The 13357-nt window shown below is 65.2% G+C and carries 15 protein-coding genes; 9 read left to right on the top strand and 6 right to left on the bottom strand.

Going from position 1 to position 13357, the window contains the following annotated elements:
• On the top strand, nucleotides 1-114 hold a 114-nt coding region (locus tag EKL94_RS20860; protein WP_148105814.1), incomplete at its 5' end, for a transposase.
• A gap of 204 nt (nucleotides 115-318) precedes the next feature.
• Here the strand turns inward: EKL94_RS20860 and EKL94_RS20855 are convergent.
• The 6 genes from EKL94_RS20855 to ykgO form a co-directional block, all read right to left on the bottom strand.
• Nucleotides 319-1539 carry a TraB/GumN family protein gene (locus EKL94_RS20855; RefSeq protein WP_126930482.1) on the bottom strand — a complete coding sequence of 407 codons (1221 nt, stop codon included), beginning with the start codon at nucleotides 1537-1539 and terminating at the stop codon, nucleotides 319-321.
• 4 nt (nucleotides 1540-1543) lie between these two features.
• Nucleotides 1544-2074, bottom strand: coding sequence for a GNAT family N-acetyltransferase (locus EKL94_RS20850; RefSeq protein ID WP_005409279.1), 531 nt, complete (start codon nucleotides 2072-2074; stop codon nucleotides 1544-1546).
• A 14-nt stretch (nucleotides 2075-2088) separates the two neighbouring features.
• Nucleotides 2089-2976, bottom strand: coding sequence for a carbon-nitrogen hydrolase (locus tag EKL94_RS20845; RefSeq protein WP_005409280.1), 888 nt, complete (start codon nucleotides 2974-2976; stop codon nucleotides 2089-2091).
• A 162-nt stretch (nucleotides 2977-3138) separates the two neighbouring features.
• Nucleotides 3139-4176, bottom strand: coding sequence for an agmatine deiminase family protein (locus EKL94_RS20840; RefSeq protein ID WP_126930481.1), 1038 nt, complete (start codon nucleotides 4174-4176; stop codon nucleotides 3139-3141).
• Between the two features lie 39 nt (nucleotides 4177-4215).
• Nucleotides 4216-4515, bottom strand: coding sequence for a hypothetical protein (locus tag EKL94_RS20835; RefSeq protein ID WP_227837998.1), 300 nt, complete (start codon nucleotides 4513-4515; stop codon nucleotides 4216-4218).
• A gap of 176 nt (nucleotides 4516-4691) precedes the next feature.
• Nucleotides 4692-4817, bottom strand: coding sequence for a type B 50S ribosomal protein L36 (ykgO, locus tag EKL94_RS20830; RefSeq protein ID WP_005409283.1), 126 nt, complete (start codon nucleotides 4815-4817; stop codon nucleotides 4692-4694).
• Between the two features lie 197 nt (nucleotides 4818-5014).
• Between ykgO and cmk the strand changes: the two genes are divergently transcribed.
• The 8 genes from cmk to galU all read left to right on the top strand — a co-directional run bounded on the left by cmk (nucleotide 5015) and on the right by galU (nucleotide 13301).
• Nucleotides 5015-5692, top strand: a complete 678-nt coding sequence (cmk, locus tag EKL94_RS20825; protein ID WP_126930480.1) for a (d)CMP kinase — start codon at nucleotides 5015-5017, stop codon at nucleotides 5690-5692.
• Between the two features lie 198 nt (nucleotides 5693-5890).
• Entirely contained in the window at nucleotides 5891-7576 is a 1686-nt protein-coding gene (gene rpsA / locus EKL94_RS20820; protein WP_005416230.1) for a 30S ribosomal protein S1, read from the top strand.
• Nucleotides 7577-7663: 87 nt separating this feature from the next.
• Complete coding sequence (locus EKL94_RS20815) at nucleotides 7664-7969, top strand: integration host factor subunit beta (protein ID WP_005409286.1); 306 nt, start codon at nucleotides 7664-7666, stop codon at nucleotides 7967-7969.
• 77 nt (nucleotides 7970-8046) lie between these two features.
• Nucleotides 8047-8331, top strand: a complete 285-nt coding sequence (locus tag EKL94_RS20810; protein ID WP_010484569.1) for a LapA family protein — start codon at nucleotides 8047-8049, stop codon at nucleotides 8329-8331.
• A gap of 6 nt (nucleotides 8332-8337) precedes the next feature.
• Nucleotides 8338-9516 carry a lipopolysaccharide assembly protein LapB gene (lapB, locus tag EKL94_RS20805; RefSeq protein WP_005416232.1) on the top strand — a complete coding sequence of 393 codons (1179 nt, stop codon included), beginning with the start codon at nucleotides 8338-8340 and terminating at the stop codon, nucleotides 9514-9516.
• Nucleotides 9517-9519: 3 nt separating this feature from the next.
• Nucleotides 9520-10509 carry an MraY family glycosyltransferase gene (locus EKL94_RS20800; RefSeq protein WP_126930479.1) on the top strand — a complete coding sequence of 330 codons (990 nt, stop codon included), beginning with the start codon at nucleotides 9520-9522 and terminating at the stop codon, nucleotides 10507-10509.
• A 3-nt stretch (nucleotides 10510-10512) separates the two neighbouring features.
• Nucleotides 10513-12426, top strand: coding sequence for a polysaccharide biosynthesis protein (locus EKL94_RS20795; protein ID WP_126930478.1), 1914 nt, complete (start codon nucleotides 10513-10515; stop codon nucleotides 12424-12426).
• The gene (gene galU, locus EKL94_RS20790; protein ID WP_126930477.1) at nucleotides 12423-13301 is read left to right on the top strand and encodes a UTP--glucose-1-phosphate uridylyltransferase GalU; all 879 of its coding nucleotides are present in this window, start codon (nucleotides 12423-12425) and stop codon (nucleotides 13299-13301) included. Before EKL94_RS20795 ends, galU begins: the two co-directional genes overlap by 4 nt.
• Nucleotides 13302-13357: the final 56 nt, after the last annotated feature.

Raw genomic sequence — 13357 nt, 5'->3', positions numbered from 1 at the left:
CTGGTCGAGGGAATCAACAACAAGATCAAGGTCATCAAGCGCGTCGCCTACGGATACCGAGACGACGCCTATTTCTTCCTCAAAATCCGTGCAGCCTTCCCCGGAGTTGGGTGAAGAACCTTTTTTTGCTGGCCGCGTCTGTTTGCTTCTGTAGAGCCGAGCCATGCTCGGCTGCTGTTCGCCGCGTCGCCGCGTCGCCGCGTCGCCCGAGCATGGGGTTAAGGCATAGCCAAGCCCGGCCGATCTTCGCGACCGGAAGCACAGTGCCAACCAAGGTTGGCACCTACCGGTAGCGCCGGGCCATGCCCGGCGGAACCATCAACCAGCGACCTTGCCCCACACCTTGAAGGTGGTCAGCCACAGGCCGAGCATGCTGCCGATGTTGGTCAGCATGAAGGTCAGCACCACGCGGGTGACGCGGTTGCGGTACCAGCCCTTCAGGCTCTGCGCATCGTCGCGCAGCTTCAGGAAGTCCTCGTACGCGGGCTTGCGCAGGCGTGCTTCCACCAGCGCCGAGAACGCGCCGGTCGGGATGCTCAGGCGGAACGGCTTGAACGGGGCCACCGCGATCGCGGTGAGGATGCTCAGCGGATGACCGCCGGCCAGCAGGCAGCCCAGGCCCGCCAGGCCGCCGGTATACATCGCCCAGGTTGCCAGCAGCTCGGTGCCCACGCCCAGCCCGCCGCGGTAGAAGCCCACGCCGATACCGGTCGCCACGATCGCCAGGATGCCCAGCGTGAACCACGGAATGTTGCGCTTCTTCGGCACCGCTTCCAGCTCGGCGCGCAGCGGTGCCGGTGCCTCGGTGTCGGTTTCCAGGTAGCGCGCCAGCCCGGCCAGATGGCCGGCGCCGACCACCGCCAGCACTTCGCGCTGGTGCGGGTCGTGCGCTTCGCGCAGGCGCGTGGCCATGTAGCGGTCGCGCTCACCGATGATGGTTTCGTACAGCTCGGGGCTCTCGCTGGCGAACTCGCCAAAGCTCGACTCCAGCATGTCGCCCTGCTTGAGCTTTTCGATCTCGTTCTCGCCCACTTCCTCGGACGAGAACAGGCCGGCGCCAAGCCCGGCGACCAGCTTCAGCTTGCCGAAGAAGCCCAGCCGCTGCGACGCACGGCGGAAGGTCAGGCCAACCTCGCGGTCGATCAGATGCACCGGCAGGTTGCGTTCGCGCGCCAGTTCCACCGCACGCTTCAGTTCGGCACCTGGCTCGATGTCGAGCTGTTCGGCCAGGCGGCGCTGGTAGGCGGACAGGGCCAGGTTGGCGGCGAACAGGGCGACGCGGCCCTTGCGGATCACCTCGACCAGGTCGAGCTTGGCCAGCGTGTCCGGATCGCTCAGCGCCTGCAGGCGCTGCGGGTCCAGTTCAACGGCAACGGCATCGAAGCGGCCGCTGTCGATGGCTTTTTCCACCGCCTCGACGCTGGCGCGGGAGACGTGGGCGGTGCCCAGCAAGGTGTAGCGCACGCCGTCGCGTTCGACGACGCGCACCGGCTGGCCGGCGAACAGGTCGTCGCCGGTCTCGGGAAGGGTTTCGGTCATGGGTTCATTCATTGGAAGGTGCGGTGTCGGCGCCATCGCCGAGCGCGCGCTGCATCTGCACGGTGTCCAGCCAGCGGCCATGCTTGCGGCCGAGGCCACGGAACACGCCGACCAGCTCGAAGCCGAAGCGTTCGTGCAGTTTGATGGAGGCGGTGTTGGTCGGTTCGCCGATCACCGCCACCATCTGCCGGTAGCCACGCGCCACGCAGGCATCGATCAACGCCTGCAGCAGGCCCGTGCCGACGCCTTTGCCCTGGAACGCGGCATCGACGTAGACCGAGTTCTCCACGGTCCACTGGTAGGCGACGCGGGTGCGGTAGGTGTTGGCGTAGGCATAGCCGGCCACCTGGCCGTCGATCTCGGCAACCAGGTAGGGGAAGCCGCGGTCGATGATGTCGCGCATGCGGCGCAGCATCTCGGACGCGTCCGGGATGTCGTACTCGTAAGTGTTGACGAAGTCGGTCACTTCCACCGCGTAGATCGCGGTGATCGCGGCGATGTCGGCCGGGCCGGCATCACGGATGAGGACGGCCATGCGCGGGCTCCGGCTCAGTCGATGTAGCGCTTGAGCAGGTCACCGTACGCGTCGATGCGACGGTCGCGCAGGAACGGCCAGATGCGGCGCACGTGCTCGCTGCGCTGCAGGTCGACATCGCACAGCAGCACGGTGGCATCGGTGCCGGCTTCGGCCAGGAACTCGCCCTGCGGACCCAGCACGTGGCTGTTGCCCCAGAACTGGATGCCCGATGCGCCCAGCGGCGAGGCCTCGTGGCCGACGCGGTTGCAGCTCAGCACCGGTAGGCCGTTGGCCACGGCGTGGCCGCGGTGGCTCAGCACCCAGGCGTCGCGCTGGCGGGTCTTCTCGTCCTGCACATCGTCCGGGTCCCAGCCGATCGCGGTCGGGTAGAGCAGCAGCTCGGCACCGGCCAGCGCCATCAGGCGCGCCGCTTCCGGGTACCACTGGTCCCAGCACACCAGCACGCCAAGGCGACCCACCGAGGTATCGATCGGCTTGAAGCCGATGTCGCCCGGGGTGAAGTAGAACTTCTCGTAGAAGCCCGGATCGTCCGGGATATGCATCTTGCGGTACTTGCCGAGCAGCGTACCGTCCTTCTCGAACACCACCGCGGTGTTGTGGTACAGGCCGGCAGCGCGGCGCTCGAACAGCGAGCCGACCAGCACCACGCCATGCTTCTTGGCCAGCGCGCCCAGGCGCTCGGTGCTCGGGCCCGGAATCGGTTCGGCCAGGTCGAATTCGTCCACCGATTCGTGCTGGCAGAAGTACGGACCGTTATGCAGTTCCTGCAGCAGCACCAGTTTCGCGCCCTGCGCAGCCGCCTCGGCCACGCGTGCTTCGATCACCGCCAGGTTGGCGGCGGCATCACCGTGGTTGCGCTCCTGTATCAGGGCGACGGTAAGGGGGCTGCGCGAGTTCATGCGGGGCGTTCCTGCAGGGGAAAACCAGCATGTTAGCGCGGATGGACGGCGACGGCGTGTCGCGCGCTGAATGGGTGCGATCGGTAGTGCCGGCCGTTGGCCGGCAATCCCGTGGATCCATCAGGCAGTGCAGGGTTGCCGGCCAGCGGCCGGCACTACCCCTTACGCCTTCAACAACCCTGCCGGCAGCTGCATGGTGATGCAGTGCAGGCTGCCGTTCTGCCAGATCAGCGAACGGCAGGGCACCTGCACGATCTCGCGACCCGGGTGCGCCTGCGCCAGCACGTCGCGGGCCAGGTCATCGGCCGGATCGCCGTAGGCCGGCATCAGCACTGCGCCATTGACGATCAGGTAGTTCGCGTACGACGCAGCCAGGCGGCGGCCTTCGTCGATCACCGGCTGTGCCCACGGCAGCGGGAACAGGCGATACGGCTGGCCATTCTTGGTACGCAGCGCCGCAAGCTCGTTGCCCATCGCCTGCAGTTCGGCGTAGTGCGAGTCGCTCTCGTCGTCGCAGGCCTGGTAGACGATGCTGTCAGCCGAGGCGAAGCGGGCGAGGGTGTCGATATGCGCGTCGGTGTCGTCGCCCTCCAGATAGCCGTGGTCCAGCCACAGTACGCGGTCCTGCTGCAGCCAGTCGGCCAGGTCGGCGCTCAGGCTGGCGCGGTCGCGGTCCGGGTGACGCTCGTGCAGGCACTTCCAGGTGGTCAGCAGGGTGCCTTCGCCGTCGGTCTCGATGCCGCCGCCTTCCAGCGCGAACGGAATGCTGCGCACCGGTGCATCGTTGAACACGCCGGCCTGGTCGAGCACGCCCACCAGCTGGTCATCCAGGGTGGCGTCGAACTTGCCGCCCCAGCCGGTGAAGCGGAAATCCAGCAGCTGGAACCCGCCGTCGGCACGGCGCAGGGTGATCGGGCCGGAGTCGCGCAGCCAGGTATCGTCGTAGGCCGCCGTGGTGAAGTGGACCTTGTCCATGTCGATGCGGTTGGAGCGCAGCCGCATCTCGGCATAGGTCTCCACATCATCGTCGGCCACGCAGATCAGCACCGGCTGGAAGCGGGTGATGGCCGCGACCAGGGCGATGTAGGTCTCTTCCACCTGGCCCAGGCGGTCAGCCCAGTCGGTATCGGCGGTGGGCCAGGCAATCAGGACGCCGCTCTGGGCTTCCCACTCGGCAGGAAAACGAAGGGTCTGGTTCATGGTCTCGCTACACAGGCCCGCCCACGGCGGGTAAAGGGATCAACGGATCGGCGGTTTCGGGCCGATTTCGTTCGGGTCCGCCTGGTTGGCCACCACGTCGATCACCTTCTGCTTCTCGAAGTAGACGGTGAACTGCGGGTACACCCAGCGGTTGATGGTCGGCCATTGCCGCTTCTGCCCGCCGCGCGGCTGCAGCTGCTCGCTCGGCGCGCCGAACTGCGCCTGCACCTGCTGCATGCTCTGGCCGCGCACGGGCAGGGCGCCGGCCGGCTTCTCGCGGGCACGGTCGACAAGCAGGGTATCGGCCAGCGCCGGCGTGGCGGCGGCCAGGGTGGCCATCACGGCCAGGGCGGACAGGTAACGCTTCATCTCGATCTACTCCCCAGTGGTCAAGAACGGCGATTACAGCAAAAACGGCAGGAAAAAGCCGCATAAACAAAAAACCGCCCGAAGGCGGCTTTTTGCATCGGGTCGGCCCCGCGTAGGGCCAGCCGCAGCCGCGAAGGCTGTTGGGCTTAGCGCTGACGCGCCTTGAAACGCGGGTTCGACTTGCAGATGACGAAGATCTTGCCACGACGACGCACGACCTTGCAGTCACGGTGACGGGCCTTCGCCGACTTCAGGGAGGACAGGACTTTCATGGCATACCTCGGCGTAAACAGTAGTTGTTCGGGTGGAGCGTGGCCGCGATATGCGAAAGACAATCGGCAGTTGACGCTCGTTCAAGCCCGCCATTCTACCGGGCTTTTCCTCATGGTTTCAAGTGGTTGCACAAAAGATCCCATTGGGGGCGTCTGACAGGGGCTAGAATGACCCCTTCACACGCTCTGGGAACCCCATGAATCCACTCGCTCCCGTCCTGACCATCGACGGCCCTTCAGGGGCTGGCAAGGGTACCATCAGCCGCATCATCGCGCGCCGGATGGGCTGGCATTACCTGGATTCGGGCGCGCTGTACCGGGCAGTGGGCGTGGCCGCAAGCTGGGCCGACATCGATACCTCCGATGCCTCGGCACTGGTCCGCTGCACCTTCGATACCCACGTTCAGTTTGTCGAGCAGGGTGAAGCCATGCGGGTCATGGTGAACGGCACCGATGCCACCGACGAGCTGCGCCTGGAGACCACTGGCGCACTGGCCTCGGCCATTGCCGCCATTCCTGAGGTCCGGGCCGCCCTGAAGGAGCGCCAGCGCGCATTCAGGGAGCTGCCCGGCCTGGTTGCCGATGGCCGCGACATGGGCACGGTGATCTTCAAGGACGCCCCCTACAAGGTCTTCCTGACCGCCAGTGCCGAGGAGCGCGCCGAGCGCCGGCATAAGCAGTTGAAAGACAAGGGGGTTTCTGTTAACTTTGATGACCTCCTGCGCGAGATCATGGCCCGCGACGCCCGTGATGCTCAGCGTACCGTGGCGCCCCTGAAGTCGGCAGACGATGCTGTCCTCATCGACACCACAGGCATCGGCATCGATGATGTCGTTGCCAGAGTGATGGATCTGCTTCCGGTTCCGGCTGCCTGATCCGTTCGCGCGGGAGCACTGCCGGCAGCATCGGTGGTGGTCGCGCATAGCAGTGCTGTACCAGCTCCGTCGCGCAATGATGCGTGGCGGTTTTCCTACTACACACGACCTGCGTTTCCGGGGTCGACCAACAGGCGGGCGGTCGCCATTCTCCTGAAGGGGACGCCACCGACCCATGTGTCCAACAGAGTAAATCTAATGACCGAATCATTTGCCGAACTGTTTGAAGCCAGCCAGGCCAACCTGGCCAAGCTGAAGCCGGGCGCCATCGTCAGCGGTACCGTTGTTGAAGTCCGCGGCGACGTCGTGGTGATCAACGCTGGCCTGAAGTCCGAAGGCATCGTGCCGATCGAACAGTTCCGTAACGACGCTGGCGAAATCGACGTCGCCGAAGGCGACATCGTCAAGGTCGCCCTCGACTCGATCGAGAACGGCTTCGGCGAAACCGTCCTGTCGCGCGAGAAGGCCAAGCGCGCGATGGTGTGGGACGAGCTGGAAGAAGCGTTGGAAAAGAACGAAACCATCACCGGCCGCATCAGCGGCAAGGTCAAGGGTGGTTTCACCGTGGACATCAAGGATGTCCGCGCCTTCCTGCCGGGTTCCCTGGTCGATGTGCGCCCGGTGCGCGATCCGGCCTACCTGGAAGGCAAGGAACTCGAGTTCAAGCTCATCAAGCTGGACCGCAAGCGTAACAACGTCGTGGTCTCGCGCCGCGCTGTCGTCGAAAGCGAGCACTCGGAAGAGCGCGAGCAGCTGATGGACAAGCTGCAGGAAGGCGCGATCCTGAAGGGTGTCGTCAAGAACCTGACCGATTACGGCGCGTTCGTGGACCTGGGCGGTATCGACGGCCTGCTGCACATCACCGACATGGCGTGGAAGCGCGTGCGTCACCCGTCGGAAGTCGTGAACGTCGGCGACGAGCTGGACGTCCGCGTGCTGAAGTTCGACCGCGAGCGCAACCGCGTTTCGCTGGGCCTGAAGCAGCTGGGCGAGGATCCGTGGGACAACATCGGCCGTCGTTACCCGGCCAACAGCCGCGTCTTCGGCAAGGTCTCCAACGTCACCGATTACGGTGCGTTCGTTGAGATCGAGCCGGGCGTCGAAGGCCTGGTGCACGTCTCCGAGATGGATTGGACCAACAAGAACGTCAACCCGTCCAAGGTTGTCCAGGTTGGTGATGAAGTCGAAGTGATGGTGCTGGACGTCGATGAAGAGCGTCGCCGTATCTCGCTGGGCATGAAGCAGGTTGCCGCCAATCCGTGGGAAACCTTCGCTGCCACCCACAAGAAGGGTGACAAGGTGTCGGGCCAGATCAAGTCGATCACCGACTTCGGCATCTTCATCGGCCTGGACGGCGGCATCGACGGCCTGGTCCACCTGTCCGACATCAGCTGGAACACCACCGGCGAAGACGTCGTTCGCAACTTCAAGAAGGGCGATACCCTGGACGCCGTCGTCCTGGCTGTCGATCCGGAGCGCGAGCGCATCTCCCTGGGCGTGAAGCAGCTGGAGCAGGATCCGTTCGGCCAGTACATGGCTGCCAATCCGAAGGGCTCCAAGGTCGAAGGCGTGGTGAAGGAAGTTGACGCCAAGGGCGCGATCATCGAGCTGGCTGACGGCATCGAAGGTTACGTCTCGGCGCGCGACATCGCCAACGAGCGCGTTGACGACGCCACCCAGCACCTGAAGGTCGGCGACAAGGTCGAAGCCAAGTTCGTGGGCATGGACCGCAAGGGCCGCACCCTGCAGCTGTCGATCAAGGCCAAGGACGACGCTGAGATGCGCGAAGTGCTGGAGGAATACCAGTCTTCTTCGGCTTCCAGCGGCACCACCCAGCTGGGCGCGCTGCTGCGTGCACAGCTGAACGGCAACAAGTCCGAGTAATCGGCCTTACGCTGTTCGTTGTTTCCTGGACGGCCCGGGCATTGCCCGGGCCGTTTCAGGCTGGGATACCCCTGATGTGAGCCGGTAATGACCAAATCCGAACTGATCGAAATCCTTGCGCGCCGCCAGGCGCACCTGAAGGCCGATGATGTCGATCTGGCGGTGAAGTCGTTGCTGGAAATGATGGGCGGATCGCTGTCCGCCGGGGATCGCATCGAAATCCGTGGTTTTGGCAGCTTCTCGCTGCACTATCGTCCGCCGCGCCTGGGTCGCAACCCGAAGACCGGCGAATCGGTTGCCCTGCCGGGCAAGCACGTCCCCCATTTCAAGCCGGGCAAGGAACTGCGCGAGCGGGTCAGCAGTGTGCTGCCGCTGGACGCCGATCCGGCCTGAGCCTTCCGTCGCGCCACCGCGTGCGAATCCAGCCGCGAGTCGGATAAGCTACGGACTCCTGCCACTGGAGCTGTCGCATGAAGGTTTTTCGTCTGCTGGTCCTGCTGGCGGTTCTGATCCTTGGATTGATCATCGGTGCGGTCAACATGACCGCGATGTCGATCAACCTGCTGTTTACCCAACTGCACACCTCGGTGGGCGTGGCCCTGATCGCCGCGCTGCTGGTGGGTGTCATCGTCGGTGCTGGCCTGGTGCTGGTGAGCGTGGTCATTCCGCTCTACAGCCAGTTGCGCCGCGCCAACAAGTCCGCTGTCGCCACGCCGGCACCGGTTGCTTCCCCCCAATCCTTTGATGGACGCTGATCGAAGATGGATTTCGTCACCGAGTGGTTCTGGTTCTTCCTGTTCGTTCCGCTGGCCGCACTGGCCGGGTGGGTGATCGGACGGCGTGGTGGTCAACGCCACGGTGACAGCCAGGTCAGCCGCCTGTCCAGCACCTACTTCCGCGGCCTGAACTACCTGCTCAACGAGCAGCCGGACAAGGCCATCGAGCTGTTCCTGCACATCGCCGAGCTGGACAAGGAAACCTTCGAGACCCAGGTCGCGCTGGGCCACCTGTTCCGCCGTCGCGGCGAAGTCGACCGCGCCATCCGACTGCACCAGGGCCTGGTCAACCGCCACGACCTCAGTGATGCGCAACGCGTGCAGGCGCTGCTGGCGCTGGGCGAGGACTACATGAAGTCCGGCCTGCTGGACCGTGCCGAGACCGTGTTCACCGAACTGGCCCAGCTGGACCAGCGTGCTCCGCAGGCACTCAAGCACCTGATCGGCATCTACCAGGCCGAGCGCGACTGGGAAAAGGCGATCGACAACGCCACCCGTTTCGAGGACGTCACTGGCGAGCCGATGGGCAAGCTGATCGGGCAGTTCGAGTGCGAACTGGCCGAACGCTTCCGCGGTGCCGGCAAGCTGGAAGAGGCGAGGGCAGCGATTGCGCGGGCCTACCAGGCCGATGCGATGTCGGTGCGTGCCGGCATCATTGAAGGCCGCTTGGAAACCGATGCCGGCAATCCGGAAGCGGCCGTGCGCGCCTTCGAACGCGCTGCGCGCAACGATCCGGAGTACCTGCCGGAGCTGCTGCCGGCGCTGATGCAGAACTACCGCAAGGTGGGCGATCTGGCAGGCGCGCGCGCCTTCCTGTCGGAGATGACCGAGCACTACCGTGGCATTGCCCCGGTGCTGGCGCTGACCCGCCTGATGGAAGAGCAGGAGGGCGTGGCCCCGGCCCGTGCCTACCTGGGCCGCCAGCTCAAGGATCGCCCGTCGGTGCGTGGCGAGTCCGCCCTGATCGACCTGACCCTGGCTGAAGGCGCCGATTCCACGGCGACCCTGCACGACCTCAAGCACATCACCGACCAGTTGCTGGTGCGCAACCCGGCCTATCGCTGCACCCGTTGTGGTTTCGGTGCGCGCACCCACCACTGGCAGTGCCCGAGCTGCAAGGAGTGGGGTACGGTTAAGCCGCTGCTGAACTACGCGGTGCTCTGATCCATGCCGTGGCTTGTGATGGGCGCGCTGCTGGGCCTGGCCCTGCTGAGTGCGGTGCTGACCTGGGCGGCGCGAGGCTATGCGCTGCGCAGGCAACTGTTTGACCAGCCGGGCGAGCGACGCAGCCATAGCGTAGCGACCCCGCGCGGCGGCGGTATCGCCATCGTCATCAGCCTGCTGGTGACCGCCGGTGTTGCCATGTGGGCCTGGCCCGAAGCGCTTCCGAGCCTGCTGGTTGCCAGCCTTGGCCTGGCGCTGGTGGCGGGTATCGGCTGGTGGGACGACCACCGGCCGCTTCCGGCGATGCGTCGCCTGATGGTGCACTTCATCGCCGCCGCGCTGCTGGCCGCGCTGGTCAAGGTCCATGGCGGCAGCTGGCTGCTGGCCGTGCTGGTCCTGCTGTTCACTGCCTCGCTGATCAACATCTGGAATTTCATGGATGGGATCAACGGCATCGCGGCCAGCCAGGCCATCGTGGTCGCGCTGGGGCTGGCACTGCTGCTGCCCTGGCCGTACTCGCTGGCGGCGGTCGCGTTGGGCCTGGCCTGCCTGGGCTTCCTGCCGTTCAACTTCCCGCGGGCCCGGATCTTCATGGGCGATGTCGGAAGCGGCGCGCTGGGCTATGCGGTGGCGGCAGTGCTGGCACTGGCCAGCGTAAAGACCGACATCCACTGGATCCTGCTGCTGGTGTCGGCATCGCCGTTCCTTGTGGACGCGGGCTTCACACTGCTGGCGCGCATCATTTCCGGACAACGCTGGATGGAACCCCATACCCAGCACGTCTACCAGCGCGCGGTGCAGGCAGGAGCCAGTCACGCCCAGGTAACAGGGATGTACTTTGCTTTGGGCCTGTTCAGTATTACAGTGCTTAATGTCTGCTCCAATTTGCAGCCGAGGTGGGAGGCTGCCGTGGCGATCGCGTGGTTCATTGCGCTGAGCGTCCTCTGGCTCCTCCTGCGCAATGGATTGCGCCACCCAAAAGGAAATACCTGACTTATGGCTTCACCCTGGCGGGATAGAATCCTCGGCCTGATGCCGCGTTCGGCCATCGTCTGCCACGACCTGTTCATGGTCTGGGCATGCTGGCAGCTGCTCCACGCGGGGCGGTACTCGATCCTGGCCAACGCCCCCGAGCTCCCACTCTGGAACGTCGACACCACGCTGGTGCTGCTGCTGCAGGGCATGGTGTTCTGGCGCGTGGGCCTCTATCGCGGTCTGTGGCGGTTCGCCAGCGTCAGCGACCTGCTGAACATCTTCAAGGCCAGCTTCATCGGCATGGTCGCCATCGTGCTGGTGCTGATGTGGAAACGCTTCGACGGCGTGCCGATGTCGGTGCTGGTGATCTATCCGTTCGCGCTGTCGGCGCTGCTGGGCGCGCCGCGCCTGCTGTACCGGGCCTGGAAGGACTATCAGGCGCTGCAGTCGGATTCGTCCGCGCGTCGTGTGCTGATCCTGGGGGCCGGCCAGGCCGCCGAGACCCTGGTCCGTGACCTGCGCCGTTCCGGTAACTTCGAGCCGGTCGGCCTGCTGGACGACGCGCCACACCTGCGCGGCGCCAAGCTGCAGGGCCTGCCGATCCTCGGCACCCTGGACGATGCGCCGACAGTGGTCCGTGAGACTGCGGCAAAGCTGCTGGTGATCGCCATTCCGTCGCTGGACGCTGCGGGCATGCAGCGCATCGTCGCCATCTGCGAAAGCACCGGTGTGCCGTTCCGCACCGTGCCCAAGCTCAGTGACATCCTGCAGGGCCAGTCGCTGCCTGGGCAGTTGAAGGAAGTGGCGATCGAGGACCTGCTCGGCCGCAAGCCGATCATGCCGGACTGGAACCTGATCCGTGGCTGGCTGGGCGGGCGTACGGTGATGGTCACCGGCGCCGGCGGTTCGATCGGCTCTGAGCTGTGCCGCCAGTGCGCGCGTCACGGTGCCGGCCGCATCATCCTGCTCGAGATAAGCGAACTGCTGCTGCTGACCATCGAAGGCGAGCTGCGTCGCAGCTTCCCGGACGTCGAGATCGAAGCGGTGCTGGGCGACTGCGGTGACCCGGCAGTGATCCGCCACGCCCTGTCGCTGCACCCCGTCGACACCGCCTTCCATGCCGCCGCCTACAAGCATGTGCCGGTGCTGGAGCGGCAGCTGCGCGAAGCGGTGCGCAACAACATCCTGGCCACCGAGAACGTGGCCCGCGCCTGCCTGGAAGCGCGCGTCGAGCATTTCGTGTTCATCTCCACCGACAAGGCGGTCGACCCGGTCAATGCGCTGGGCGCCAGCAAGCGCTATGCGGAGATGATCTGCCAGAGCCTGGACCAGAAGTCCACGCATACCCGTTTCGTCACGGTGCGTTTCGGCAACGTGCTGGCCTCGGCTGGCAGCGTCGTGCCGCTGTTCCGCGAACAGATCCTGCGTGGCGGGCCGGTGACCGTCACCGACCCGGAAGTCAGTCGCTACTTCATGACCATCCCGGAGGCCTGCCAGCTGATCCTGCAGGCGGCCGCTTCGGCATCGCACGGTGCGATCTATACGCTCGACATGGGCGAGCCGGTGCCGATCCGCGTGCTGGCCGAGCAGATGATCCGCCTGGCTGGCAAGCAGCCGTACAAGGACATTCCGATCATCTACACCGGGCTGCGTCCGGGCGAGAAGCTGCACGAGACGCTGTTCTATTCGGATGAAGACTACCGTTCCACCGCGCACCCGAAGATTCTCGAGGCCGGTGTGCGCACGTTCGCGCGCGATGTGGTGCTGGGCAACGTTCCGCGCCTGCGCGATGCCGTGGCTGGTTACGACACCACCAGCATCCAGGAGATCCTGTTCGCGACGATGCCGGAGTTCTCTCCCATCGAACAGGATGCTTACATTTCATCCGCTAAAGTCGTGCCCTTTCCGGCACGTGAGGCCAACAGGCACCAATGAGCAAGCGAATTCGCAAGGCAGTTTTTCCAGTGGCAGGGCTCGGGACGCGCTTTTTGCCGGCAACCAAGACGGTTCCGAAGGAAATGTTGCCGATCATTGATCGTCCGCTGATCCAGTACGCGGTCGATGAAGCGATTGAAGCCGGTTGCGACACGCTGGTGTTCATCACCAACCGCTACAAGCACGCCGTGGCCGACTACTTCGACAAGGCCTACGAACTGGAGCAGAAGCTCGAGCGCGCCGGCAAGCAGGAACAGCTGGAGATGATCCGCCACGTGCTGCCCAATGGCGTGCGTGCGATCTTCGTGACCCAGGCTGAAGCTCTGGGCCTGGGCCATGCGGTGCTGTGTGCCAAGGCGGTGATCGGCGACGAGCCGTTCGCGGTACTGCTGCCGGATGACCTGATCTGGAACCGCGGCGACGGCGCGCTGAAGCAGATGGCCGACCTCAACGAGGCCAGTGGTGCCAGCGTGATCGCCGTTGAAGACGTGCCGCACGACAAGACTGCCAGCTACGGCATCGTTGCCACTGACGCGTTCGACGGCCGCAAGGGTCGCATTTCGCAGATCGTGGAGAAGCCGAAGCCGGAGGACGCGCCGAGTGACCTGGCCGTGGTCGGCCGTTATGTGCTGAGCCCGAAGATCTTCGAGCTGCTGGAGCAGACCGGCAGCGGTGCCGGTGGCGAGATCCAGCTGACCGACGCGATCGCGCAGCTGCTGAAGACCGCAGAGGTGGATGCCTACCGTTTCGAGGGCACCCGCTTCGACTGCGGCACGCATCTGGGGCTGGTGGAGGCGACGATCCGCTTCGCGCTGGACAACCCGAAGCTGGCCGGCCCGGCGCGGGAGAAGCTGACGGCGATGTTGGCGGAATAAGGTTTATCAAGCGCTCCGTTCGCGCTTTGATTGATACGTGATGGGCGGGACGGGTG

Origin of the sequence: Stenotrophomonas maltophilia, assembly GCF_003970865.1 — a bacterium.
In the GTDB taxonomy this organism is placed as follows: Bacteria; Pseudomonadota; Gammaproteobacteria; order Xanthomonadales; family Xanthomonadaceae; genus Stenotrophomonas; species Stenotrophomonas maltophilia_AR.
This window is presented reverse-complemented; position numbering and strand designations above follow the sequence as displayed.

What these genes read in the sequence shown, in the direction of transcription:
- galU (WP_126930477.1), top strand. Translation starts at nt 12,423, where the DNA reads ATGAGCAAGCGAATTCGCAAGGCAGTTTTTCCAGTGGCAGGGCTCGGG.
- EKL94_RS20850 (WP_005409279.1), bottom strand. Translation starts at nt 2,074, where the DNA reads ATGGCCGTCCTCATCCGTGATGCCGGCCCGGCCGACATCGCCGCGATC.
- EKL94_RS20835 (WP_227837998.1), bottom strand. Translation starts at nt 4,515, where the DNA reads ATGGCCACCCTGGCCGCCGCCACGCCGGCGCTGGCCGATACCCTGCTT.
- cmk (WP_126930480.1), top strand. Translation starts at nt 5,015, where the DNA reads ATGAATCCACTCGCTCCCGTCCTGACCATCGACGGCCCTTCAGGGGCT.
- EKL94_RS20795 (WP_126930478.1), top strand. Translation starts at nt 10,513, where the DNA reads ATGGCTTCACCCTGGCGGGATAGAATCCTCGGCCTGATGCCGCGTTCG.
- EKL94_RS20855 (WP_126930482.1), bottom strand. Translation starts at nt 1,539, where the DNA reads ATGACCGAAACCCTTCCCGAGACCGGCGACGACCTGTTCGCCGGCCAG.
- ykgO (WP_005409283.1), bottom strand. Translation starts at nt 4,817, where the DNA reads ATGAAAGTCCTGTCCTCCCTGAAGTCGGCGAAGGCCCGTCACCGTGAC.
- EKL94_RS20845 (WP_005409280.1), bottom strand. Translation starts at nt 2,976, where the DNA reads ATGAACTCGCGCAGCCCCCTTACCGTCGCCCTGATACAGGAGCGCAAC.
- EKL94_RS20840 (WP_126930481.1), bottom strand. Translation starts at nt 4,176, where the DNA reads ATGAACCAGACCCTTCGTTTTCCTGCCGAGTGGGAAGCCCAGAGCGGC.
- EKL94_RS20810 (WP_010484569.1), top strand. Translation starts at nt 8,047, where the DNA reads ATGAAGGTTTTTCGTCTGCTGGTCCTGCTGGCGGTTCTGATCCTTGGA.
- lapB (WP_005416232.1), top strand. Translation starts at nt 8,338, where the DNA reads ATGGATTTCGTCACCGAGTGGTTCTGGTTCTTCCTGTTCGTTCCGCTG.
- rpsA (WP_005416230.1), top strand. Translation starts at nt 5,891, where the DNA reads ATGACCGAATCATTTGCCGAACTGTTTGAAGCCAGCCAGGCCAACCTG.
- EKL94_RS20800 (WP_126930479.1), top strand. Translation starts at nt 9,520, where the DNA reads ATGCCGTGGCTTGTGATGGGCGCGCTGCTGGGCCTGGCCCTGCTGAGT.
- EKL94_RS20815 (WP_005409286.1), top strand. Translation starts at nt 7,664, where the DNA reads ATGACCAAATCCGAACTGATCGAAATCCTTGCGCGCCGCCAGGCGCAC.